We start from the raw sequence: 22,546 nt of genomic DNA, 5'->3' as shown, positions 1-22,546 counted from the left end.
ACTAGTGCTGAGCGACGACAACGCCCAGGCCATCGGGAATGACGGCCACCTTGGCATCGGCACCCTTCATCTCAAAGGCGAGCTTGAGCGCCTCATCGAGAGTGTTGACCGGCGTCATGTGCATATCCTTGATCATCTGGTGATCGCACAGGTCGGTAACCATGATCACAGGGTGATGCGCCAGGATGCGGGCAAAGATCTGGCTCGTCCACTGGTCGGGCAGGGTCTCGTCCTTAGGACGGTCGATGCAGGCGCGCTCAAACTCTGCCGGATCATTGTCGGCGATGTTGTGATAGAAGCCCTCGCCACCGTGACCGTCGGCACAGCCGGCGACGTCGATAATTACACCGCCCTCGGGAAGCGTAGCCTCGGCAGAGCACATGCCCTTCACGGCCTGGTAGATGTTCTGGTCGAGCGGGTAGCCGCCGTTGGTGGTGATGGCAATCTCGCACTCAACGGGCTCAACGCCGGCAAGGCTCTTCACGAACTCGCAGCCGGCCTCGTGCGCCTTGTGGATGTCGCCGGCAAAGGAGCCGATGACCTCGTGCTTGCCGTTGAGCACCACGTTAAGCACAAAGGCAAGGTGAGCCATCTCGGCGGCAGCAAACATGTCCTCGCTCACGTGGTTGTGGCACAGGTTGCCGGCACGCGAATGGGGATCGTTCACAAACTGACCGTTGTGGTTGTACATGATGGTCTTGTAGCTGGCGATGCCAGGCAGGACGGACTTGCGGCTACCAGAGAAACCGGCAAAGAAGTGCGGCTCAATAAAGCCCTCGGCAAGCAGCAGATCGCAATCGGCGGCAATCTTGTTGATGATGCACTCGCCACCAGAAGGCAGGGTGCCGATCTTTTTCATCATGCTGTCGTCAGTCGCGACGTGCATAACGATTTCCTCGTTGGCAACGATCTCCTCGCCATACTTGTTGACGAGCTCCTCGTGCGTCGACGGACGATGCATACCCGTAGCAACCAAAATACGCACTCGAGCCTCGGGCGCAGCGGAATGGATGTGATGCAGCAGAATAGGCATCGTCACACGCGAGGGAACGGGGCGCGTATGATCGGAGCTAATAATGACGATATCCTTCTTGCCAGCGCAAAGCTCCTCGAGCGAAGGCGAACCATAAGGGTTGGCAAGTGACTCCTCTACCAGCTCTTCCTGTGATTTTGTAGTCTTAAACTCGTTTTGATGACCTTCCATCACACCCGCGAAGTTCTTATCCTCGAGCTCCAGATGCAACGTCTTGTGGTCAAACGGCAGTTCACATTCAAACAATGACGAGCGCCCTCTTCCTTTCAACTGACACACTAGATAAACCGTTGGAAGGATACGCCGCTTACCGAAAAACACCACCGTCCACCGACTCATTAACACAACGTTCATATTTGACCCACAACAAAACGGCCGCGACCCCAAACGGGACCGCAGCCGCCTGTCAAAGACACTATAGACAGGATGATTTACGCAACGCCGAGGCAAACATCTAGCCCGAGACGTACGCACGTAAGCCATTTTGCATAAATGCGTTAATTAATTGCATAAAATGGCGCATAGATTTCTAGCCGTAACAGGGTGGTACCCTCCGGAGCGTGCATTTTTGCGAGTATTCAGCATCGCGGGATAAGATTTTGGTGCCAAAAGTCTTTCGAAAAGTAGATAGTCCTCATGGCTCGACCCATCTGGATAGCATGCGGCGAGAAACCAGCCATATATGATCGTCGCCAAAGCCCAATCGTCGTGCAAAAGCATCAACAAGGGCCGCGAACGTCACCCACAGCCTTATGCATCAATCTTTAGCTGCTGAAAACTCCGTTTTTTGCACGTCGCCCCAAGCACCACCCTCACCCAGCGGCTGATCCGCCGTAAACCGAGGACGAAAGGACCCGATGGGTTTCACTCTGAATGCATTCCGCAGCACGAAGCCCTTTCCAAACGCGCGAAGCGCGCTATATTTCTTCAGCCCGTAATCCGCAGAAGACCGGACATCGTAGGGCCCGCCATTAGTTTACTTTTAGGCACACTCCGCAGGACGCAAGAAGCCCTCGCCGCACGAAGTGCGCAGCGAGGGCTCCTTGCATGTCCGAGGACGTGCCTAAAAGTAAACCAATGGCGGGCTCGGACGACTACAGGACTATCGATTACCCCGTGTTCTGCAGACCTGCCGAGACGCCGGTCACAGTCGAAAGAATCAGGCTCATGTACTCGGCCTTCTTCTCCTCGGCCATCTCGTCCTGGTTCATACGCACCTCGCGAAGGGCGCGGACCTGGGCGATGGACAGAGCGTCGACGTAGGGGTTGCGCACGCAAACGGCACAGCCGAGCACGCGACGACGCTGCAGCGGCCACTCGTCACCGACGATGGCAAGGACCCACTTACGCGTGAGCTGCATCTCGGTAAAGACCTTCTCGGACAGATCCTGGCGATCGCCCAGGTGCAGATACATCTTGGCGATGCGCTGGTCGGTCTTGGCGATCGACATCTCGATGTTGTCGATAAAGGTGCGGAAGAACGGCCACTCCTGGTAGGCAGCCTTAAGCTGGTCCAGATCGCCAAACTGCTCGCAGGCGGTGCCCAGGCCGTACCAAGCGGCCAGGTTAATGCGTGCCTGGCTCCAGCTGAAGATCCACGGAATGGTACGCAGGTCGTCGAGCGACTTGGCACCCAAGCCGCGCTTGGCGGGACGCGAGCCGATCGGCAGCAGACCGACCTCGGTCAGCGGCGTCACGGTCGAGAACCACGGCGTAAAGTCCTCGGTGTTCAGCAGGTCCAGGTAGCGCTCGTGGCTCGCGGCATTGAGCTTCTCGGCCATATCCCAGAACTTCTGCGTGGTCTCGGTGTTGGTCTTCTCGACACTCGGAGCCGACTGCAAAAGCGTTGCGGCGGCAACGGACTCAACATGGCGCTGAGCCAGCGTTCGGTTGCCGTAACGGGCAAAGATGACCTCGCCCTGCTCGGTGAGCTTAAAGAAGCAGTTGACCGAACCCTTGGGCTGCGCCAGCACGGCCTTGTTGGCCGGGCCGCCGCCACGGCCCACGGCACCGCCGCGACCGTGCATGAGCACCAGGTCGATATCGTTCTTCTCGGCCCACTTGGCGATGCGCTCCTGCGCGGAGTGCAGTGCAAGCATGGCCGTGGTAGGACCGGCATCCTTGGAGGAGTCGGAATAGCCCAGCATAACCTCCATGCGGCGGTTGGTCTGGGCAAGGCGCTTCTGCACCACGGGCAGCGTAAGCATCTGGTCGAGCACGTCAACGCAGCCCTCGAGGTCCTCGAGCTGCTCGAACAGCGGGATCACGTCGAGCTCGGGAACGTCTTCCTCGTGTGCGAAGGACAGGTGGGCCAGCTCAAAGACGTCGGCCACATGCTGGGCACTCTTGGTAAACGAGATGATGTAGCGGTGCGCCATCTTCTTGCCGTAGCGCTTTTGGATGGAACCGATGGCACGGAAGGTGTCGATGACCTCGCGCGTCATGGGCTGCAGGTCACCATGGATACCGTTCTCGTGAATATCCTTGAGGGCGCGGGCGTGCACCACGGAGTGCTGACGGAACTCCATCTCGACCATATGGAAGCCGAAGGACTCGACCTGCCAGATGATGGTCTGGACCGGACCGTAGGCGGCACGGACGGCACCGCAGGCGGCTAGCGAGCGCTGGACGACGCGCAGGTCATCCAGGAACTCGTCGGCGCTGTGGTACATGGTGTCGGTGATACGGCGCACGGTGGCGTTCAGACGGTCGGCCATGACGAGCATGACGGCGCGATGCGGCTCGTGCTCGGAGATCAGCTCGGCGCGGGCCGTGTACCGAGGGCTCATCTCGACCTGATGGTTCCACAGGTTGATGAGCTCGGCAGACGGCTTGCTGTAGGTGGCCTCGAGCGTGAGGTTGCGGCCGATGCGACGGCACTTGTCCTCGAGCTTGAGCACCATGTGGGTGAAGTACTTGGCGGCGACCTCACGGCTCACCTTGGCGGTAACGTTGGGGTTACCGTCGCGGTCGGAACCGATCCAGCTGCCGGGATGGAAGAACGCCGGGCACAGCGGCGGCACGGTACCGGCCTTGTCGCCCAGCACCCAGTCGTCAAAGCGACGATAGATGACGGGGATAACGTCGAACAGCGTGTTATCGAAGATGTCGATGATGGTATCGGCTTCCTCGACCGGCGTGGGCTTCTTCAACGCGATGGGACTCGTGCGAACCAGGGCGTCGATCTCCTGCAGCATATGGCGCTCGTTCTCCACCAAGTCGGAGCCGCCCAGACGCGGACGCTCCTCCAGCAGGTTGGAGATACGGCGAATCTTGCCCTCGACGGCCTTACGACGGGCCTCGGTGGGGTGCGCGGTAAAGACGGGATGGAACTCAAGCTTGCCGAGCAGCTCGTTGGCGCCCTCAACGCCCAGCTCATTCACCAGCTGGTGATAGGCGACGGTGAGCTCGTTAGCGGGATCGACCTCGGTATCGGTCGACGCACCGGCCTCGCGCTCGCGCAGCTGCGCCACACGGTAGTTCTCCTCCGACAGGTTTGCCAGATGGAAGAAGCTCGTAAAGGCGCGAACGATGACCTGCTGCTTATCGAGCGGCAGACTGTCGATCAAATCGACGACCTCACGAAATGCCACGGCAGTGGGCTCGTCGGCGGTGGGCACGCCCTGCTCGTCGACGGCCTCGTCGGCAGCGCGGGTACCGGGGTTGCCGGCATTGGCCACAATCTCGGCCGACAGGATTTTATCGAACAGGTCCGCGATCTCAGGATCATACTCGCTAAGCACACGACGCTCCAGGCGCAGGAACAACGCCAGATTGTCGCGCAGCTCCTCGGGGATCTCGATCTCGGCGAGACGCTCCCTGGACTCGGCATTCGAGCCGATTCGGTTAACGAGGCGGTTGACCACGGCAGCGACGCGCGCCGCGGCTTCGGGTACAGACTGGTTGCTTAGGTTCTCAGCCACGTTTCCTCCCATTCCTCCTTCTATGCACGTAACATGCGGTATTCATTATAGGCGCTTGAGAAATACTTTCGACACTGATTGCGCTTTACCACACAAAAGTATTTTCTGCATTGCAAGGGTTTTTGCTCTAAATGGTCGTATTTCTCGGTGGACGGCATACACAAACGGGGGCATTCCGCATAAATGCGAAACACCCCCGTAACAATCGCTCGCCGCGAGCGGGACACTCAAGCGGGTCCGCAGCTCAAAAAGATGCGCTACAGGCGCTCGCGAACCGCCTCGACGACGTTGGCCAGATCGGCAAGAACCTCTTCGTGGCTCTCCATGTCGCGCACCTTGACCTTGCCGGCGGCAAGCTCGTCGCCGCCCAGGACCAGGATGAGCTTGGCGCCCACCTTATCGGCCTGTTTAAACTGGGCCTTGAGCGAACGGCCCTGATAGTCGGCCTCGGTCACGATGCCTGCGGCGCGAAGCTCCTGCGTAATGGCAAAGACGTTCTGGCGCAGTTCCTTGCCGGCGTTGGCGACATAGACGCACGGGGCCTCATCGGCACCCAAATCGCTGCCAAAGGCCTGCAGGGCCAGCAGGGCGCGCTCAAAACCGACGGCAAAGCCGACGCCCGCCGTGGGCTTGCCACCCTCGAGCTCGACCAGGCCATCGTAGCGGCCGCCGCCGCCGATGGAGCCGACGCCGGCGCCAGGGGCCTCGACCTCAAAGACAGTACGGGTGTAGTAGTCCAGGCCGCGCACCAAGGTGGGATCCTCGACATACTCGATACCGGCGGCATCCAGATAGCGCTTGACCTGCTCGTAGTGCTCGCGGCACTCGTCGCACAGGTTGTCACCCATCAGCGGAGCCTCGGCCATGATCTCGCGGCAGTGGTCGTTCTTGCAGTCGAAGGCACGCAGCGGGTTGAGCTCGGCGCGCTCGCGGCACTCATCGCACATCTCGTCTGCGTGATCGAGGATGAACTGCTTAACCTGCTCGCGGTAAGCCGGACGGCACTGGGCGTCACCCATCGAGTTGATGAGCAGACGAAGCTTGGAAAGATCGAAGCCCAGGCGCTTGTAGAACTCCATGAGCATGATGATGCACTCGGCGTCGGCAGCCGGATCGGGAGCGCCGAGCCACTCGATGCCCACCTGGTGGAACTGGCGCAGGCGTCCCTTCTGGGGGCGCTCGCCACGGAACATGGCCTCGGCGTAGTACGCCTTAAACGGCGTGGAGCCCTGGGGCACCAGATTGTTCTCGACGACGGCGCGCACCACGCCGGCCGTGCCCTCGGGGCGAAGTGCCAGGCGCTGCTTGGGCTTGAGTTTGGTGTCGGTGCCCTCGGTAAAGACGCGCTCCAGGTTGGCACCGCTGAACACGCGGAACATTTCCTTGCGCACGACGTCGGTCGACTGGCCGATACCGTGGACAAACACATCTACCTGCTCGATCGCGGGCGTCTCGATGGGTTTAAAACCAAACGGCTCGAACACGCCGGCCGCAATCTGCTGCATCTTTTGCCAGGCGCGCATCTCGGCGCCGATAAGGTCGCGGGTTCCCTCCGCCTTCTGTGCCTGCATGGGCAAACACCTTTCTTTTGTATCGCGTCATAGGTAACGGTCATTATACGGCACAAACACAAACCGCGGCGGCGCGTCTGACCGAACGAGGGTATGGGGGCTCGTTCGGCCAGACGCGCCGCCGCTGTATGCGATCCCTATTCCTCCATCCCCAAGGGATCACGTGGTCCGAAGGGGACGGAGGAAAAGGGATCATTTCGTAGGCCCGTGGCCGCCTTGGAAACCGAATGATGGTACGAGCATCCATTCGGCTTCCAAGGCGGCCACGGACAGAACGGGGCGAACAGAAAAGAGCGACGGACGTCTACTCCCCCGCCACGCTCGCGCGCAGCTTGGCAGCGATGGGCTCCGAGGCCAGCAGGAATACGAGCATGACCACAGAACACACCAGGCACACGATCCAGGTGCTCGCAAAGGAGCCCGTGGCATCGAACAGCACGCCCGAGACAATGGCGCCTACGGTGCCGCCGACCATCTCGAGCGAGGTGATGGTGCCCGTGACCTTGCCGAGGTCGGCCATGCCAAACTGCTTGGACGCGGCGATGGTAGGCGTGATGGTGCCCATGCACGTTCCGATACCAAAGCTCACAGCGGCGACAATAGGACCGAGGTCCGTCGTCGGGAAGCACAGGGCGACGCAGGCGATAATGCACGCAACGGAGCCAAGGATATTGCCAAAGCGCAGACCGAAGCGGTCATAGATCGCACCGAGCGAAATCTTGGCGATAACGACGGTGACCATATAGGCCGAAAGCACAGTGCCCGCCCACATGGGATCGTGGCCGCCCGTGACAATCTTGGCGCCGTTGACGGTAACACTCGTCATGTTGGTGACCTGGTTGGGCAAGATGGCGCCGTTAACGAGACCCATAAAGAGGAAGGCGACGACAAGCAGCCAAAACGCCGGGCTCTTCTTGATACGAGACCAGCCGACGCTAACCTCGGGCGCCGTGTGCTCGTCCTTGTCGCCAGCCGTCGAGACGGACGGATCGCCCGGGTTCTCGCCGAGCGGCTTAAGGCCGATCTCGGAAGGCTTGGTGCGGAAGGAATAGGCCGTGATGGGCAGTGCCGCCACAATGCAGACGGCAGCGAGTACCAGGAACGCAGAGCGCCAGCCCACACTCACGATAAGCGAGCTCACGATCGGCGAGAGAATAGCGCCGCCAAAGCCCGAGCCCGAAAGTGCGATGGAGATGGCAAGGCCTCGCTTGGCGGTAAACCAGTTGGCGGTCACCAGGCTAATGAGCAGACGGGTCGAGGCCACAGCGAAGCAGCCCGAAACGGCAAAGAGCACGTAGACCTGCCACAGCTCACCGACAAAGCTCATGCCGGCAAGCACCGCCGAGGTAGCGATAACGGTGAGCGAGCCCAATACGCGGCCACTCACCTTATCGGCAACATGGCCGATAACGAGCGAACCCACGACACTCACCACGGTGGAGATGGCATTGGAGATGTTGTACTGCGCAAGGGAAATGCCCAGGTCGCTGACGATCAGCGGTTGGAACAGGCTCATGCAGTTGACGAAAATCGTGTAGCACGTGGCCATGATCACGAAGCCGGAGGTCACCACGAGCCAGCCGGGGAAGAACTTACGCTGCTGGGGCATTGGTTACTCCTTGTGGTCCGCAATGTATCCGAGAGCGACGGCGGCATAGGCCGCGGCACCGAGCGGCAGCTCGGCATCGTTAAAACGTGCCTTGGGATGGTGCTGGGCAAAGTGTTCGTCCGTGTCGGTTACGGCCGCGCCCACGGTAAAGTACGCACTCGGAATCTCGCTCGAGATAAGCGCGAAGTCCTCACTCGCCATGGCATGGAAAAGCGGCAAGAAAGCCGCCTTGGGCAGCACCGCGCCCACGTAGCCAAGCGACGCCTGAGTCATATCGCTGTCGAGTACAAGCGGCGGAACATCCGAAAGCGTCTCGATGGTCGCCGGCGTACGATATGTTGTGGCAACGCCGTTAACGACCTCCGCGATGCGGGTCTTGAGGCGCTCCATGAGCTCAACATCAAAGCCGCGCAGCGTTCCCTCGAGCACGCAGGTGTCGGGGATGACGTTGGCCGCCAAGCCGCCAGCAAACTTACCAACGGTAAGTGCGACTTCCTTGGCCGCCGGCACCTCGCGGGCGATAAGCTCCTGGAGCGCCAGGTGCACGTGGACGCCGGCCGTGATGGGGTCGATGCAGATCTCGGGGCTCGAGCCATGGCCGCCCTTGCCCTGGAGCGTGATGCGGAAACCGTACACGCCCGAGAGCGCCGGGCTGCCGTAGAGCACCAGGCCAAGCGGCGACTGGCTGTTGACATGCATGGCAAAGGCCGCCTGAGGGCGCGGGTTCTCGAGCAAGCCGTCGGCGATGGCGGCGCGGGCGCCCTCGAAGGTCTCCTCGCCCGGCTGGAACAGCAGTTTGACGGTAGCATTGGCGTCGACGAGCTCGGCCTCGCGGGCCTTGAGCAGGCGCGCCGCACCAAGCAGGGCCGTCGCGTGCATATCGTGACCGCAAGCATGCATGCAGCCATTGGTGGATGCAAAGGGCTCGCCGGATTCCTCGGCAACGGGAAGGGCATCCATATCACCTCGGAGCATGACGACCGTTCCAGCCTGCTCGTCCTTGCACGTGCCATTGCCCTGAGCGGCCGCGGCCGCACCGGCACCGATCAGGCCAACAACACAGGAGTCGTCGACGAGCGTAGCAAATGGGATATCCATCTCGGTCAGGCGCGCTTGAATATACGCAGAGGTCTGCGGGAGGCTATTACCCAGCTCGGGCATCTGGTGCAGATCGTGTCGCCATGCGGCAAGCTCACCGGCAAATGCCTGGGCTTCTTTGACCAGGCCATCGCCGATAGCGGTCTGCGCCGCTGTGGTAGCCTGAGGCGCTGGTTTCGGTTGAAGATCGGACAGAGCTGGTGCCATAGATGCCCTCCAGTAACGTTTTTGCAGCACGCACTTTGACAGCGTAAAGTGCAAGGCACAACTGTAAGGGCATGACATAAAAAACGCCGCCCTGGGAGGGCGGCGCAACAAATTGTTTACAATTGCGGGCGAGATTTTCGGCGCAAGAAATCGAAATGCGTCTCGCTCAAAATGATCGATAGGAAGATGAGGACGAAGCCGGCGAGCAGACGCGAGGTGAGCGCCTCCCCCATCAGCAGCACCGAAAACAACACGCCCGAAGGGGACTCCATCGATAGGAGCAATGAGCCCGTCGAGGCTGGGACGTGCGCCAAGCCGACGTTTTGGATGAGCAGCGCCACGCACGTGCAGCCCACCGAGAGGAAGGCCATCACGCCGATAAAGCTCGGCGTCCACACGGACGCGGGCGCTTGGGTCTCGAATAGCAGCGACGTTGCCAAGCTCAAGACGCCGTTGCCCACAAACATCCAAAACGTGATGACGTTGATGTCCATTTTGCGACCGTACTTGGCGGTCACCGCCATCTGGATGGCAAAGAAGACCGCGCCGCCCAGTGTGATGACATCGCCGACATTGAACTCGACACTATCGAGCGCCACCAGGCCAATGCCCGCCAGGCACAGCAACGCGGCGCCCAAGTTGTAACGGGTAAGCTTTTCGCCGCTTAAGACGTAGCTCGCAAACGGCACGAGGATGCAATAGGTACCCGTCAAAAATGCACTCTTGCCCGCCGTGGTCTGTGCCAGGCCAATCGTCTGCAAACCATACGCGCCCCACATAAGCGCGCCCATACCAAGTCCGACGATCAGGTTGCGGGCATTAAAGTGCGCGATGATGCGTTTGTGGAAGATGACGAACATAACCAGCGAAGCCGGAAGGAAGCGAACGTAGAGCAGCTCGAACACCGGAATGGTGTCGAGCGCATCTTTCATGGTGGTAAAGGAATAACCCCAGATGACCGCCACCGATAGCAACAAGACCTTCCAGAAGAACGGCGAACGCGCGCCAGCGCCGCGGGAGGTGCCGCCGGCGCCCAGGTCCTCCCGTGCGACAGGGCTATCGGGCATGTTTTCGATTTCATCAACGGCATTCTGGGCCATAGGGCATCCTCGCACTCAATCTGGGCGTGGTGTCCGCACGCGTATGGCTGCGTGCCGCCTCATGGTCAAATAAAAACAGGGCGCACCGGACCCCCGGCACGCCCCGCTACTGTAGCAACAACCAGCACTGCATCGCAATCCAGCCCACTAAAGTACCAACTTGAATAACCTCGATGTTCCGACGGCGTTTACGTTGCTGTATTAAATCAATTTGGTCGATTCCAGCTTTTCGATGATCCAGTCGTTGGCTTTGATGACCGGGCGGCGGAAGACGACGCCCAGGGCCAGCGACGGGATCAGATAGCTTGCCAAGATGCCCAGCTCAATCCAGTACTCCATATGGTAGGCACCGGCCATGGCGGCATGCATGGCGTTGATGCCGTGGGTGAACGGTAGGAACGGATAGATCGCCTGGAACACGGGGCCGGTCATCTCGATGGGGAACGTACCGCCCGAACCGCCGACCTGCATGACCAGCAGCACGACAGCGAGCGCCTTGCCGATATCGCCAAACGAGACCGTAAGCGTGTAGACGATATTGGAGAACACGAGACTCGCGACCCAGCCCGCCAGCACAAACTGCAGCGGGTCGTCGCACTGGATGCCAAAGAACAGGATGTCGCCCGCGCACACGAGCGTTGCCTGCAGCAGGGCCAGACCGCCAAAGAACAGGTAGCGGCCCAAGTAGATCTCGTGCAAGCGCACGGGGATTAACTCATTGATGAGTTCGTCGTCAACCGACACCTTCATCATGGCCGCCAGCACGATCGAGCCGACCCAGAGCGACAGAATCGTGTAGAACGGCGCCATGGCCGAGCCGTAGTTGCGGATCGGATAGACCGGCTTGCGATCGAGCGCGACGGGACCGGAAAGCGACACGGCCAAACCCTCGGGATCATTGCCAATCATCGTCTTGATCGTGGCCAGATCGTCCGACATCAGGGCACCGTCGAGCTCGTCCTTAAAGGCACTGATCTTACCGGACGCTTCACCCAGCTGATCGGAAGCCTTGTTGACCAGCTTTGCAGCCTTGGAGAGGCCCTTTGCCAGCGAACCGGATGCATCGGTTAGACCGGCAACAGCGCTATCAAGATCGCTCGAGATGCCGTTCAGCGAATCCAAAACACCCGAAATGGTCTTCTTGAGCTCCTTAGCCTTAGCCGAGAATGTGGAGTCGTAATCGATCTTGGCACCCGAGACGCCCGCCTTGGCGTCGGCGATCGCCTGGTCGGTTTCGGCGCGGACATCGTTAACCTTTGCCATGCTGTCCGAGAGCGACGTCGCGATGCCCGTCAGCTCCTTGGCATTGTTGCGGTACTCCGTCGCGATTTTGCCCAGCTCTGCAGCCGCGTCCTCAAGCCCTTCCTTGAGCTTGTCGTTACTCACCTGGCCGGCAAGGCTGCGGAGCTTATCGGCCGCAGCGTCAATCTCATCGGCACGCGCGTTGAGCGACGCGGCACCGTCGTTGAGCTGTGCTACCGTCAGATCGACATGCTGGTTCGCGGCGTCAAAGGCCTTTGCGAGCTCGGTGGACACGTTGTCGAACGACCCGGCACTTCCATCAATCGCCGCATCGATGGCATCGCTGGCTGCCTTGAGCGCCTGCCCGGAATCAGCAATACCGCTCTCGGCATGCTCCATCAGCTGCTTCACCGACTGGTCGGTGGTCCCGGTTTGCTTGAGCAGGCCGCCCGCCGACGTCAGCGAATCGGAAGTCGAACTCAAAATGCCCGCAAGCGAAGTCGCGCTGGCCTTGATGTCCTGCAGGTCCTGAACCGAGTCGCCGAGCGTCGAGGACAGGTTGGCGATAAAGTTGCTCACTTGGTCGGTGCTCATGTAATCGAGCAGGCTGGACACCGTCTTAAGACCGATGGACGTGATGGTCTTGGTAAAGGTCTCGTTAACCTGGCTCTGAACGGCACTCGAGCCCTTTTCGGTCACGATCTGGGCGATGGCGTTGGCCTTCTGGTTCTCATAGAACTCAATATCGGCGTGTTTCACGTCGGTCGAGAAGAGCGTCATCATGTCGGAGCTAAAGCTCTTGGGGATTACGACGGCCGCATAGTAAGCGCCCGACTTAACACCGTCGATAGCCTTATCGCGATTGTTGAGCACAACCCAGTCAAAGTTCTCGTTACCACGCAGAGCGGCGGTAACGTTTTCGCCCACGTTGACCTCGACGGGAATCAGGTCGCTCTCGTAACCCTCGTCGGTATTGACCACGGCGATCTTAAGATTGCCGGTGTTGCCGTACGGGTCCCAGCTGCCGGCGATGTTAAACCACGCGTACAGGCACGGCACGATAATGAGGCCCATCACGACAACCATGCCGATCACGGAGCGAGACACGTTTTGGACGTCGCGCTTAAACAGATGCAGGATGTTCTTCATTTATGCCTCACCTCCTTTTGAGTGCTTGCCAAGCGGGGCGCTATCCTCATTCATCACAAATGTGTCGTCCCCGTTCGCGGGCACATGGTGCATATCGTGGCGAATGGACTGGTCGGCAGCCTGATCCTTGGATTTAGAGCCTCGCTCGCTGGCATTCAGGCCAAACATACGACGGGCGGCCGGAATAGCGGCCGTGTGCTCGCGCATCTCGCGGCGCAGGTCCTCGTCCGAAAGCGCCGAGATGCGCATCTGGGTGTTGAGGCTTGCGCGGATGTACTCGATATTGATCAGCCAGCCGCAAATGACAATGACCGAGATAATCCAAATGACCAGCAAGATGATCTTGCCGTTATTGTCGATATCGAGAACCGTCGAGAGCACAAAGATCAGCACCTGCACGCCCACCACGGCAGCAAAGCCGCCTTTGATGTAGTACGGGTAACGATGCTCAAAAGCCACCGCATGTTCGAGCAGCTCACGGCGATACGAATCGGAATCGAGTATGACGCGCATGGCCGTACGCAGCGAATAGCGCTGGCGCGGCAGGTCGTTGGACTCGCAAATCATCAGACCGGTCGTGGAAAGCTGTTTATCAAAGAGCAGATTGAGGTTGAGCAGCAGCGGACGCAGCTGCAAGCCAATAAAGAGTGCGATGGCAAGGAACACGCCCAAGATGCACAGGTTGAACAGGTAGTTGAACGAGTACATGCCGCCGACGGTCTCGCGCAGCAGATTGATGCCGTAGGTAAAGGGCAGCAGCGGATGCAGCCATTGGAAGAAGCCGGGCATCATCTCGATGGGATACATGCCCGACGAACCGGGAATCTGCACGATAACCAGGATGACGCCGATTGCCTTACCGATATGCTTAAACGTAGTAGATAGCGCATAAATGATGTTGACGTACGTAAACGAGATGGCGATGCCACCCAGCACGAACAGCAGCGGGTTGATGCACTGCACGCCAATCACCAGATCGCCCGCCGTCACGATGATGGCTTGGAGCGCGCCCAAGATCACCAGGAGCATCCAACGGCCGAAGTAGCCCTGGCGCGCCGTAAAGCTGCCAATGCCCTCGCGATCGACCTCGAGCTTGTAGATGGCGATGAGTACGTAACCGCCCACCCAAAGCGCCAGATTAGTGTAGAAGGGGGCGATGCCCGAACCAAAGCTCTTGACCGGATAGATCGACTTGGACGTCAACTCAACCGGAGATGCCATGAAATCTGCCACGTCATTGACATCGACGCCCATCAGATCAGACAGCTCGCCCATGGACTCGGAGGTCTGCAGCGCCGCGATGTCGTTGGCAGCGGTCGCAAGTTTGTCCTGAACCTTGGCAAGTGAGGCATCGGTCTGGGACAGCGTGGTCTTGGCCTGCTTGAGCGTGGCATCGAGCTGCGATAGCGTACCGCGCGCATTGGCGATTGTAGGCGTGAGGCCCGACACGATACCGGTTAGGTCGCCCGATACAACCGAGAAAGAGTCGAGCGCGCTGGAAGCCTTCGGCAGCGCATTTTGACCAAGATCCGTCTGAGCCTGGCTGATGTTGGCCGTACCGGTCTGAATTGCAGTATTGATAGCGTCACTGGCGCTCGAAACGGCCGAAGCGTCATTCGCAATAGCACTCGACTGCGCCGAGAGATTGTCCTTGACGGCCTGGAGGCTTTCGTTTTGTCCTCGAAGCGTATCGATTGTCGACGCGATGAGCGCGTTGATTTCCTCCGAACCCGTCGGCACGCTGTCCGCCAACCTCTGCAGGCGGTCGATCAGCGCGTTGTTGTGGTCAATTGTCGTTTGAAGCGATTCGAGCGAGTTGTCGATGCGAGTGGTCGTAGACGTCAAGGCGCCCGTCATCTTTCCGACCGCAGCGTTCGCCGAAGCCGACGTCTTGGACAGTGCAACACTTCCCTCCGAAAGCGCCTTAGAGAGAGAAGTGATCGATCTGCCCGCGGTGGTGCGCGCTTCGCCCAACAGGTCGTTGCCTTGGGAGATCGCTTGAGTCAGCGAAGGCGTCTGACCCTGCAAACCGGCCAGCGCACCATCCGCCGAGGCGATAGCGCCGCTCGTTTTGTCGATAGCGGTGTTCATGTCGTTGATCGAATCGCGAACCTCGCTCAAGGTACCGGATGCCTCGGACACCGAACTCGTCAGCGAATCCTGAACCTGGGCGGTCTTATCCTTAAAATCGATGCCGGCATCTTTGGCAATGCCCGCTACGGTCTCGCCCACCGTGGAGACAAACTCCGAATTGATCTGCTCCTCGATAGTATTAGCGCCGGTATCGGTTACCTTGGGCGCAATGGCGCTCTTCTTCTCGTTAACGTAATACGTAAGCTTGGGCTGGCGGTAATTGCCATCGAGCATCGAGACAAGATTGTCGGAGAAGTTCTTGGGGATCACGATGGCGGCGTAGTACTCCCCGCTCTCGACGCCCTCTTTGGCATCAGCCGCCGAGTCGACGAAGGTCCAGCCCAACTGATCGTTTTCCTTGAGCTGATCGACGACCTGGTCGCCCGCGTTGAGCTCGCCCACCAGGTCGTTCTGAGTGCCCTGGTCGTTGTTGGCGATAGCAATCTTGATGCCCTGGGTGTTTCCATACGGATCCCAGTTTGCCACGATGTTGTACCAGGCATACAGCGAGGGGATAACGCACACGCCCAAAGTAACCACCAAGGCGACGGGGTTCACAAGCAGTCGCTTGATGTCGCGCTTAAAGATCGCAAAGGAGACCTTTGCGTTGGATAGTTTGCTGCCGAGACTCACGCTTGGACCATCCATCCTGTCGTTGAATCGAATCGTACTATCGACAACCATTGTACGTAGGCGCTTTAGTGCCTCGCGGCACAATGGTGCTGAGTTTTGCGGGTAGCAATATACTACGAAGATGAGTTAGCGTACAGATGTACAGTATCTTAAATTTCAGCAGGTCACAAAACCACAACCCGCACAAATAAATGATCCCTTGGGGACGAAGGGATCATTCAAATAGTCATTGGGGACGTTCTTAAATGACCAGTCAAACAAGAACGTCCCCAATGACTACTCCGTACAAAAGGAAACAAGAGTGGAAAATCTCCCACTTCAAGCCCGCATTCGAGCCAAAAGTGGGAGATTATCCACTCTCGTTCTAATCTAGCTACGGTGCCGTATCCCCGAACTACATCAAGTTGCAAACAGCCGCCGCGAAGGCAACGGGGTCCTCGGGGAGGATGCCCTCGACCAGCAGGGCCTGATCGTAGAGCAAGCCGGAGTACTGCTTGATCTTGTCGGCGTCGCCTGCCTTCTGGGCAGCGACAAGCTTGTCGAAGACCGGGTGCTTGGCGTTGAGCTCGAGCACGCGCTGGCTCTTGGGCATGCCGTCGGGCGCGCCCTCGGGTCCCTTCTGGAGCACCTTCTCCATCTCGAGCGAAAGCGGGCCCTCGGTGGTGATGCAAGCGGGGGCATCGGTCAGGCGCGCGGAGACGGCAACTTTCTCGACCTTGTCACCGAGCGCCTCCTTCATAGCGCTAAAGAGGTCCTCGTTCTCCTTGGTGGCGTCCTCGGCCTCCTTCTTCTCGTCCTCGGTCGCCAGGTCAAGATCACCGGTCGCAACGTTCTTGAGCTCCAGATGACGATCCTCGACCTCGGGCTCGGCACCGTCGACCACAGCCTTCTCGGCAGCCTCGCGGGCAGCGTCGTCCTCGTAAATCTTGGGCATATCGGCGGCAACGTACTCACGCATAGCCTGGAACGTGAACTCATCCACATCCTGCGTCAGCAGCAGCACGTCATAGCCGCGGTCGAGCACGCCCTTTACCACGGGCATCTTTGCCAAGCGCTCACGCGAGTCGCCGGCGGCGTAGTAGATGGCCTTCTGATCCTCGGGCATGCCCTTGGCATACTCGGCCAGGGTAATCATCTTCTGTTCCTTGGCAGACCAGAACAGCAACAGGTCAGCGAGTTCATCGGCCTTCATGCCATAGCTCGAGTAGATGCCGTACTTAAGACCGCGGCCAAAGTTCTCAAAGAACTTCTCGTAGGCCTCGCGGTCGTTGTCACGCATATCCTCAAGGTCGGCGGTAATCTTCTTTTCCACGCGCTTGGCGATGGCCTTGAGCTGACGGTTCTGCTGCAGCGTCTCACGCGAAATATTGAGCGTCACGTCAGCAGAGTCCACGACACCGCGCACAAAGTTGTAGTAGTCGGGCAGCAGGTCGTCGCACTTCTCCATAATCAGCACGTTGGAGCTGTAGAGCGCCAGACCCTTCTCGTAGTCCTTGCTGTACAGATCGAACGGGGCGCGACCCGGCACAAACAGCAGGGCGTCGTACTCGAGCGTGCCCTCGGCGTGGAAGCTGATGGTGCGCGCAGGATTATCAAAGTCGTGGAACGTAGACTTGTAGAACTCGTCGTAGTCCTTCTGCTCAACATCGGAGCTGCGCTTTTTCCAAATCGGCGTCATGGAGTTGATGGTCTCGAGCTCCTGGTAGTCCTCATACTCGGGCTTGTAATCGTCGCCGGCGTCCTCGGGCTTGGGTTTCTGGCGGCTCTTGGACACCATCATCTGAATCGGATAGCGCACATAGTTGCTGTACTGCTGAATCAGGCTCTTGAGGCCCCACTCGGTCAGGAAGCGATCGTAGGTCTCGGCCTCGCCGTCGGCATCGAGCTTCTCGTTCTCGCGCAGCGTCAGGATGACATCGGTACCGTGCTCGGCGCGCTCGCCATCTTCGATGGTGTAACCCTCAAGACCATCAGACTCCCACACGTGAGCGGTGTCCTCGCCATAGGCGCGGCTCACGACCTTCACGTGGCTGGCGACCATAAAAGCCGAGTAGAAGCCCACGCCAAACTGGCCAATGATGTCGACATCCGAACCCTGCTGCTCGGCGTTCTCGGTCTTAAACTCCTCGGAGCCGGAATGGGCGATGGTGCCCAGATTGCGCTCGAGCTCCTCGGCTGTCATGCCAATGCCGTTATCCGAGATAGTAATGGTGCGGGCATCTTTATCAAAGGAGACGCGAATAGCCAAGTCGCCCTGGTCGAGCTTGACGCTCGGGTCCTGCAGGCTCTTAAAGTTGAGCTTGTCGACGGCGTCGCTCGCGTTAGAGATAAGCTCGCGCAGGAAGATTTCCTTATTGGTGTAGATGGAGTTGATCATGAGGTCGAGCAGTTTTTTGCTCTCGGTCTTAAATTGACGCATGTGCAGTCCTTTCGCGCTACCCCCGTCCGCAAAAACGGCCCGGTTGCCCGAGCCGCATCGCAGACCTGCTATGTTCAGACTTAGATTTTATAACCCATTAGCGCGCACATATACATACGGAATCGAAAAACTGTATGTCTAAGCGCTCCGATGCGCCAATTGCCAAGGAGTGTCCCCAACTGCCGGCAGAAAAGGAACGTCCCTATCTGCCATCTACGCGCTTGGCCATCCAGACATGGGGCTGGCCCTCGTCTTCGTAATCTACCGGGGCAATTTGCGTGTAGCCCGCCTTTGCATAGAGCGGCAACACGTATTCCTGCGCATGCAGCTTAATAAGCTTAGCGCCGGCATCGCGTGCACACGAAGCACTGGCCTCGACAATCTTGCTCGCCAGACCGCGACGGCGCATGCTCGGCAGCACGGCCACGCGCCCCATAATGTAGGTCTCCCCCGCCGCGACACCTTCGTCCAAGTCGCACGCCAGCGACACCGGAGCCTCTGCGTCAGCCGCGCGCTCAAGCTCTTCGGGAAACACGCGCGAGCAACCGGCAAGCTCGCCGTCTACATAGAGCGTCACATGAATGCAGTTCGGATCCTCGTCGATAGCGTCGAACTCATTCTCGTAGCCCTGCTCGTCCATAAAAACGACGCGGCGCACCAACGCCGCGTCATCAAAGCATCCCGTCTTAAGTTGGATATCCATGCTGCCCTTTCATTCAATGCGAACGTTAGGGACAGATTTTAGCGAAAATGAGCTCCGCGCACGCTAAACTTCGCGCGAGCCTTCGCCAGGCAGTCGTAATGACCCACGTTATGGGCATCGCTCGCGATGAAGCTGTACAGGTTCTGATCGAACAGGCGCTGTGCCGGCTTTTTCTCGCGACCAAAGCGACCGCCGGCAATAAAGTCCGCCGAAGCTTGCAGCTTGCAGCCCATATCGACCAGGCGCTCCGCCACGCTTACATCCTTTTGAACCGCACGATAGCGCTCAGGATGAGCGATGATCACCTGGTAGCCACGGCACTGCAAATCGTAAATCGTGTTCTCGTACTCTCTAAACGCATACGCATCGGCATGCGTCGAAAGTTCAAGCAGGAACTCATTGGTTCCATCAAAATGCAAGTGCTCCGCGGCATCGATACCAAGATCAACGAGCTTTCGATGGTTGACTTCGAAGCCCATCTGGAGCGGAAAACCGTCAGCGTTATCGCGCAGCAGCTCAAAGGCATCCCACATCTTGTCGTAATCAAAATAGGGATCACGGCAGTGAGGAGTGCAAACGATTCTGGTTACACCGGCCCGCTTGGCAGCCTCGAGCATCGCCAAGCTCTCATCGAGATCGGCGGCGCCGTCGTCTACACCCGGCAAGATATGGCAATGAATGTCACGCATAGGTCAGCCTTAATCAACTAAACGTTTGCTCGGTTGGTGAAGATGCCCTTTTTGGAAGTGCCCTGATCGTCGGAGCCCTTCTTAACCTTCTTACCGTCCTTGGTGTAGTAGGAGTAGTAGTACTCGCTGGTCTCGGTCTCGCAGTAGTTCATGACGGTACCGATGAGCTTGACCTTCTCGGACTTCTTAAGCTGGCCGATAGCGTTGAGTGCCTCCTCGCGCTTGGTGAAGTCCTCGCGCACCACGAACAGCGTACCGTCGGTCAGGCTGGCAATCTCGGCAGCATCGATGAAGGTGCCGACCGGGGGAGCATCAAAGATGACGTACTGGAACTTGGCGGACAGTGCCTTTACCAACTTGGAAAAGCGATGGGAGACGATGATGTCGGCAGGATTGGGAATATGCGGCTCAGCATCGAGGAAGTAGAAGTTCTTCTGACCCGTCTCGACAATTGCCTGGTCAATGGAGATCTGCTCGGAAAGGACCGCATAGAGTCCGCCGCGCGAACGAACGCCGAGCATATCGGAAAGGGACCTGCGGCGCATATCGGCCTCGACCAGGAGCACGGACTTGCCGCTCGTGGCGATTGCCTGAGCAAGGTTAATGGAAACCGTAGACTTGCCCTCGTTGGGAATCGAGGAGGTAACGGTGATGGTGCGAATGGGGTCGTCCACGCTCGCAAAGCGGATGTTGGCCAGAAGGGTCTTGGCGGCATTCTGTACAACGAGCTTGTCGGTGTTCTTTGTCTTAGCCATGCCTATTTACCACCTTTCATAGCCGGAATTCGGCCAACAACGGGAATGCCCAGGAGCTCTTCTGCCTCTTCGGCACCGCGGATGCGGGTATTGAGCATGTCTGCCAAAACGACATAGGCAACTGCGATAAAGATGCCCGCGAGGAACGCGACAGCAACGTACAGCATACGCTTGGGACCGCTGGGGGCTTCGGGGGTCTTAGCCTCGTCGATAACGTTGATGCTCTGGGCGGCGCCGACGTTCTGAGCGACCGTACTCACCGAGCTGGCCATGGCCTTTGCGACCTTAGCCGTCTCCTTGGCATCGGTGCCGGTAACCGAAAGCGTAATGACACGCGTGGTGGTCTCGGAGGAAACAGACACCTTGTAGTCATCCAGATCGGTGAGGCCCAGTTCATTGGCTGCGCCGCTCTTAACGCTATCGCTATCCAGCAGCGTGGCGATATCGTTGGAAAGCATCTGGCTCGCTGAGAGATCGTTGTAGCTCATCTGACCGCTATCGTCGGTCTTGGCGAGAATGTACATGCTCGTCGTCGCGGTGTAGGTGTTGTCCATCGCAACGAAGGACACGATGCCCATGGCGATCGCGCAGACCACCGGAAGGGTGATGACCAGCTTGAGGTGCTTCTTCAGCAGCTGGAACAGTTCGAGAAGGGTCATGCAGCTTGCCTTTCATTTCCCCAGTTCGGATTGACAAAACTGTCCGTATGTTATCGCATCTTTTTACCGAGACCAAACTCTATACATAAGAAACAGGCTCTCCTGTAAAAATGTCGGAAGCAATCGTAAAATTGCACAACAACGCCGCACCCGAAAGTCAAATGCGGCGTCTACATCAATATCTATGTTGTATCGCTATGCGAATGGCTCATCCTGCTGTATGGGAAACGTCACCGTGATGGTGGTCCCCACCCCCAGCTCGCTTGACAGATCGAGCGAGGCGTGATGATACAGGGCGGCATGCTTGACGATGGCCAGACCCAGGCCCGTTCCACCGCGCGCTTTAGAGCGGCTCTTGTCAACGCGATAGAAACGCTCGAATACCTTACCCTGCTCCTCGGGCGCAATGCCAATACCAGTATCGGCAACCGACAGATACGGGTGCCCGTCGTCGTTGGTTCCGCACCGCAGCGTCACCGTACCGCCGGGCCGGTTGTAGCGAATGGCGTTGCTCGCCAGGTTATAGATGAGCTCATCGATCAGACGCGATACGCCTTCGACGACCACAGGCTTGGTCTCATGGCCTATCGTCACATTTGCCTGGCGAGCGACCTGCTCAAGACGCTGCTCGACCGCGTAGATAGCACGCGAAAGCTCAATGGGCTCCGTTGAGCCAATGGGCACCGCCTCGCCATCGCTCGCACGCTCGGCCTCATCCAAGTTCGAAAGCGTGAGGATATCGTTGACGAGCGCCGCCAAACGGCCCGCCTCACGGTAGATGCGGCCGCCGAAGGTGCGCAGATCGTCCTCACCCTCGACCATGCCGTTTGCGATGAGCTCAGCATAGCCCGAAATCGCCGTAAGCGGCGTCTTGAGCTCATGGGTGATATTCGCCGTGAACTCGCGGCGCATACGGTCGTTGTCCGCTAGCACCGCCATTTGGCGCTTGAGCTCCTGGCGCTGCGACTCGATACGCTCAAGCATGGGGACCATCTCGGCATAGGCGTGCTCATAGCTACGGCGTGGGTGGTCCAAATCCACCTCTTGCAACGGCGCGATGATGGCACGGGACTCGCGGCGCGCCATAAAAAACGAGAGTACCGCACCCGCTGCTGCGATAAGCAGCATCGGCGCCACCATCGACAGCAAAATCGCCGCAACGCCAGGCTGGGCCTGCGCCAAGCGGACAACCTGACCGTTATCAAGGGCGACGGCGCGATACAGCATAATCTCGTCGAGCGTAGAGCTTGCGCGCTCCGCGGAACCCGAACCACTCTCAAAGGCCTCGATGACCTCGGGGCGATCGCCATGGTTGGGCAGTGTGGAAGGCGACGCCTCGTTGTCGTAGGCAACCGATCCATCCTTGTTAATCAGCGTGATGCGCAAGTCCTCGCGATCGAGGCTACGCAAGAACGGGATGGGCTCCTGCTGCTCGTCGAGGGCGGCAGCAATGAGCTCGGTTTCCTGTGCCAGATTGGCACTCGTGGCATCCGCCAAGGTGTTTTGCACAAAGAACGCACCCAGCACCGTAAACGCCACGATAACCGCCATGGCGCAGACAAAGATCGTCACAAAAACGCGGTGCGACAGCGTATATTTTCCCTGGGGGGCGAAGACCACGGG

Annotated in this window: 14 protein-coding genes; all 14 read right to left on the bottom strand. The window is 58.9% G+C overall.

Translation table 11 applies throughout. The features are described from left to right. Position 1: 1 nt before the first annotated feature. The 14 genes from larA to I1M21_RS08640 all read right to left on the bottom strand — a co-directional run bounded on the left by larA (position 2) and on the right by I1M21_RS08640 (position 22,543). Complete coding sequence (larA, locus tag I1M21_RS08705; protein WP_195193261.1) at positions 2-1,279, bottom strand: nickel-dependent lactate racemase; 1,278 nt, start codon at positions 1,277-1,279, stop codon at positions 2-4. Positions 1,280-2,142: 863 nt separating this feature from the next. Further along, on the bottom strand, positions 2,143-4,956 hold the full coding sequence (locus tag I1M21_RS08700) for a phosphoenolpyruvate carboxylase (RefSeq protein WP_411160880.1): 2,814 nt from the start codon (positions 4,954-4,956) through the stop codon (positions 2,143-2,145). A gap of 257 nt (positions 4,957-5,213) precedes the next feature. Further along, positions 5,214-6,527: a histidine--tRNA ligase gene (gene hisS, locus I1M21_RS08695; protein WP_117821387.1), complete on the bottom strand. Its 1,314-nt coding sequence runs from the start codon at positions 6,525-6,527 to the stop codon at positions 5,214-5,216. Positions 6,528-6,831: 304 nt separating this feature from the next. Further along, positions 6,832-8,136: an MFS transporter gene (locus I1M21_RS08690; RefSeq protein WP_195193259.1), complete on the bottom strand. Its 1,305-nt coding sequence runs from the start codon at positions 8,134-8,136 to the stop codon at positions 6,832-6,834. A gap of 3 nt (positions 8,137-8,139) precedes the next feature. Then, positions 8,140-9,441, bottom strand: a complete 1,302-nt coding sequence (locus I1M21_RS08685) for a M20 family metallopeptidase (RefSeq protein ID WP_195193258.1) — start codon at positions 9,439-9,441, stop codon at positions 8,140-8,142. Between the two features lie 116 nt (positions 9,442-9,557). Further along, positions 9,558-10,541: a DMT family transporter gene (locus tag I1M21_RS08680; RefSeq protein ID WP_195193257.1), complete on the bottom strand. Its 984-nt coding sequence runs from the start codon at positions 10,539-10,541 to the stop codon at positions 9,558-9,560. 201 nt (positions 10,542-10,742) lie between these two features. Beyond that, positions 10,743-12,932 (bottom strand): YhgE/Pip domain-containing protein, encoded by a 2,190-nt coding sequence (locus I1M21_RS08675; protein WP_195193256.1) that lies wholly within the window; start codon positions 12,930-12,932, stop codon positions 10,743-10,745. After that, positions 12,933-15,698, bottom strand: coding sequence for a YhgE/Pip domain-containing protein (locus I1M21_RS08670; RefSeq protein ID WP_271763300.1), 2,766 nt, complete (start codon positions 15,696-15,698; stop codon positions 12,933-12,935). It abuts the gene before it with no gap. Between the two features lie 394 nt (positions 15,699-16,092). Further along, the gene (gene htpG, locus I1M21_RS08665; RefSeq protein ID WP_195193254.1) at positions 16,093-18,117 is read right to left on the bottom strand and encodes a molecular chaperone HtpG; all 2,025 of its coding nucleotides are present in this window, start codon (positions 18,115-18,117) and stop codon (positions 16,093-16,095) included. Positions 18,118-18,319: 202 nt separating this feature from the next. Further along, positions 18,320-18,820 carry a GNAT family N-acetyltransferase gene (locus tag I1M21_RS08660; RefSeq protein WP_195193253.1) on the bottom strand — a complete coding sequence of 167 codons (501 nt, stop codon included), beginning with the start codon at positions 18,818-18,820 and terminating at the stop codon, positions 18,320-18,322. A 38-nt stretch (positions 18,821-18,858) separates the two neighbouring features. Then, positions 18,859-19,509: a tyrosine-protein phosphatase gene (locus I1M21_RS08655; RefSeq protein ID WP_195193252.1), complete on the bottom strand. Its 651-nt coding sequence runs from the start codon at positions 19,507-19,509 to the stop codon at positions 18,859-18,861. A gap of 17 nt (positions 19,510-19,526) precedes the next feature. Next, entirely contained in the window at positions 19,527-20,264 is a 738-nt protein-coding gene (locus I1M21_RS08650) for a CpsD/CapB family tyrosine-protein kinase (protein WP_195193251.1), read from the bottom strand. Between the two features lie 2 nt (positions 20,265-20,266). Continuing rightward, positions 20,267-20,923, bottom strand: coding sequence for a YveK family protein (locus tag I1M21_RS08645; protein WP_117770434.1), 657 nt, complete (start codon positions 20,921-20,923; stop codon positions 20,267-20,269). A 195-nt stretch (positions 20,924-21,118) separates the two neighbouring features. Then, the gene (locus tag I1M21_RS08640) at positions 21,119-22,543 is read right to left on the bottom strand and encodes a sensor histidine kinase (RefSeq protein ID WP_271763303.1); all 1,425 of its coding nucleotides are present in this window, start codon (positions 22,541-22,543) and stop codon (positions 21,119-21,121) included. Positions 22,544-22,546 lie beyond the last annotated feature (3 nt).

Origin of the sequence: Collinsella aerofaciens (genome assembly GCF_015546965.1) — a bacterium.
Taxonomy (GTDB): Bacteria; Actinomycetota; Coriobacteriia; order Coriobacteriales; family Coriobacteriaceae; genus Collinsella; species Collinsella aerofaciens_X.
Note: the sequence above shows the minus strand (reverse complement) of the source record. Positions and strands in the feature narration are given on the sequence as shown.

Coding starts and splice junctions, on each gene's coding strand:
- I1M21_RS08685 (WP_195193258.1), bottom strand. CDS start 9,441: ATGGCACCAGCTCTGTCCGATCTTCAACCGAAACCAGCGCCTCAGGCT.
- I1M21_RS08650 (WP_195193251.1), bottom strand. CDS start 20,264: ATGGCTAAGACAAAGAACACCGACAAGCTCGTTGTACAGAATGCCGCC.
- htpG (WP_195193254.1), bottom strand. CDS start 18,117: ATGCGTCAATTTAAGACCGAGAGCAAAAAACTGCTCGACCTCATGATC.
- hisS (WP_117821387.1), bottom strand. CDS start 6,527: ATGCAGGCACAGAAGGCGGAGGGAACCCGCGACCTTATCGGCGCCGAG.
- I1M21_RS08655 (WP_195193252.1), bottom strand. CDS start 19,509: ATGCGTGACATTCATTGCCATATCTTGCCGGGTGTAGACGACGGCGCC.
- I1M21_RS08675 (WP_195193256.1), bottom strand. CDS start 12,932: ATGAAGAACATCCTGCATCTGTTTAAGCGCGACGTCCAAAACGTGTCT.
- I1M21_RS08690 (WP_195193259.1), bottom strand. CDS start 8,136: ATGCCCCAGCAGCGTAAGTTCTTCCCCGGCTGGCTCGTGGTGACCTCC.
- I1M21_RS08645 (WP_117770434.1), bottom strand. CDS start 20,923: ATGACCCTTCTCGAACTGTTCCAGCTGCTGAAGAAGCACCTCAAGCTG.
- I1M21_RS08660 (WP_195193253.1), bottom strand. CDS start 18,820: ATGGATATCCAACTTAAGACGGGATGCTTTGATGACGCGGCGTTGGTG.
- I1M21_RS08680 (WP_195193257.1), bottom strand. CDS start 10,541: ATGGCCCAGAATGCCGTTGATGAAATCGAAAACATGCCCGATAGCCCT.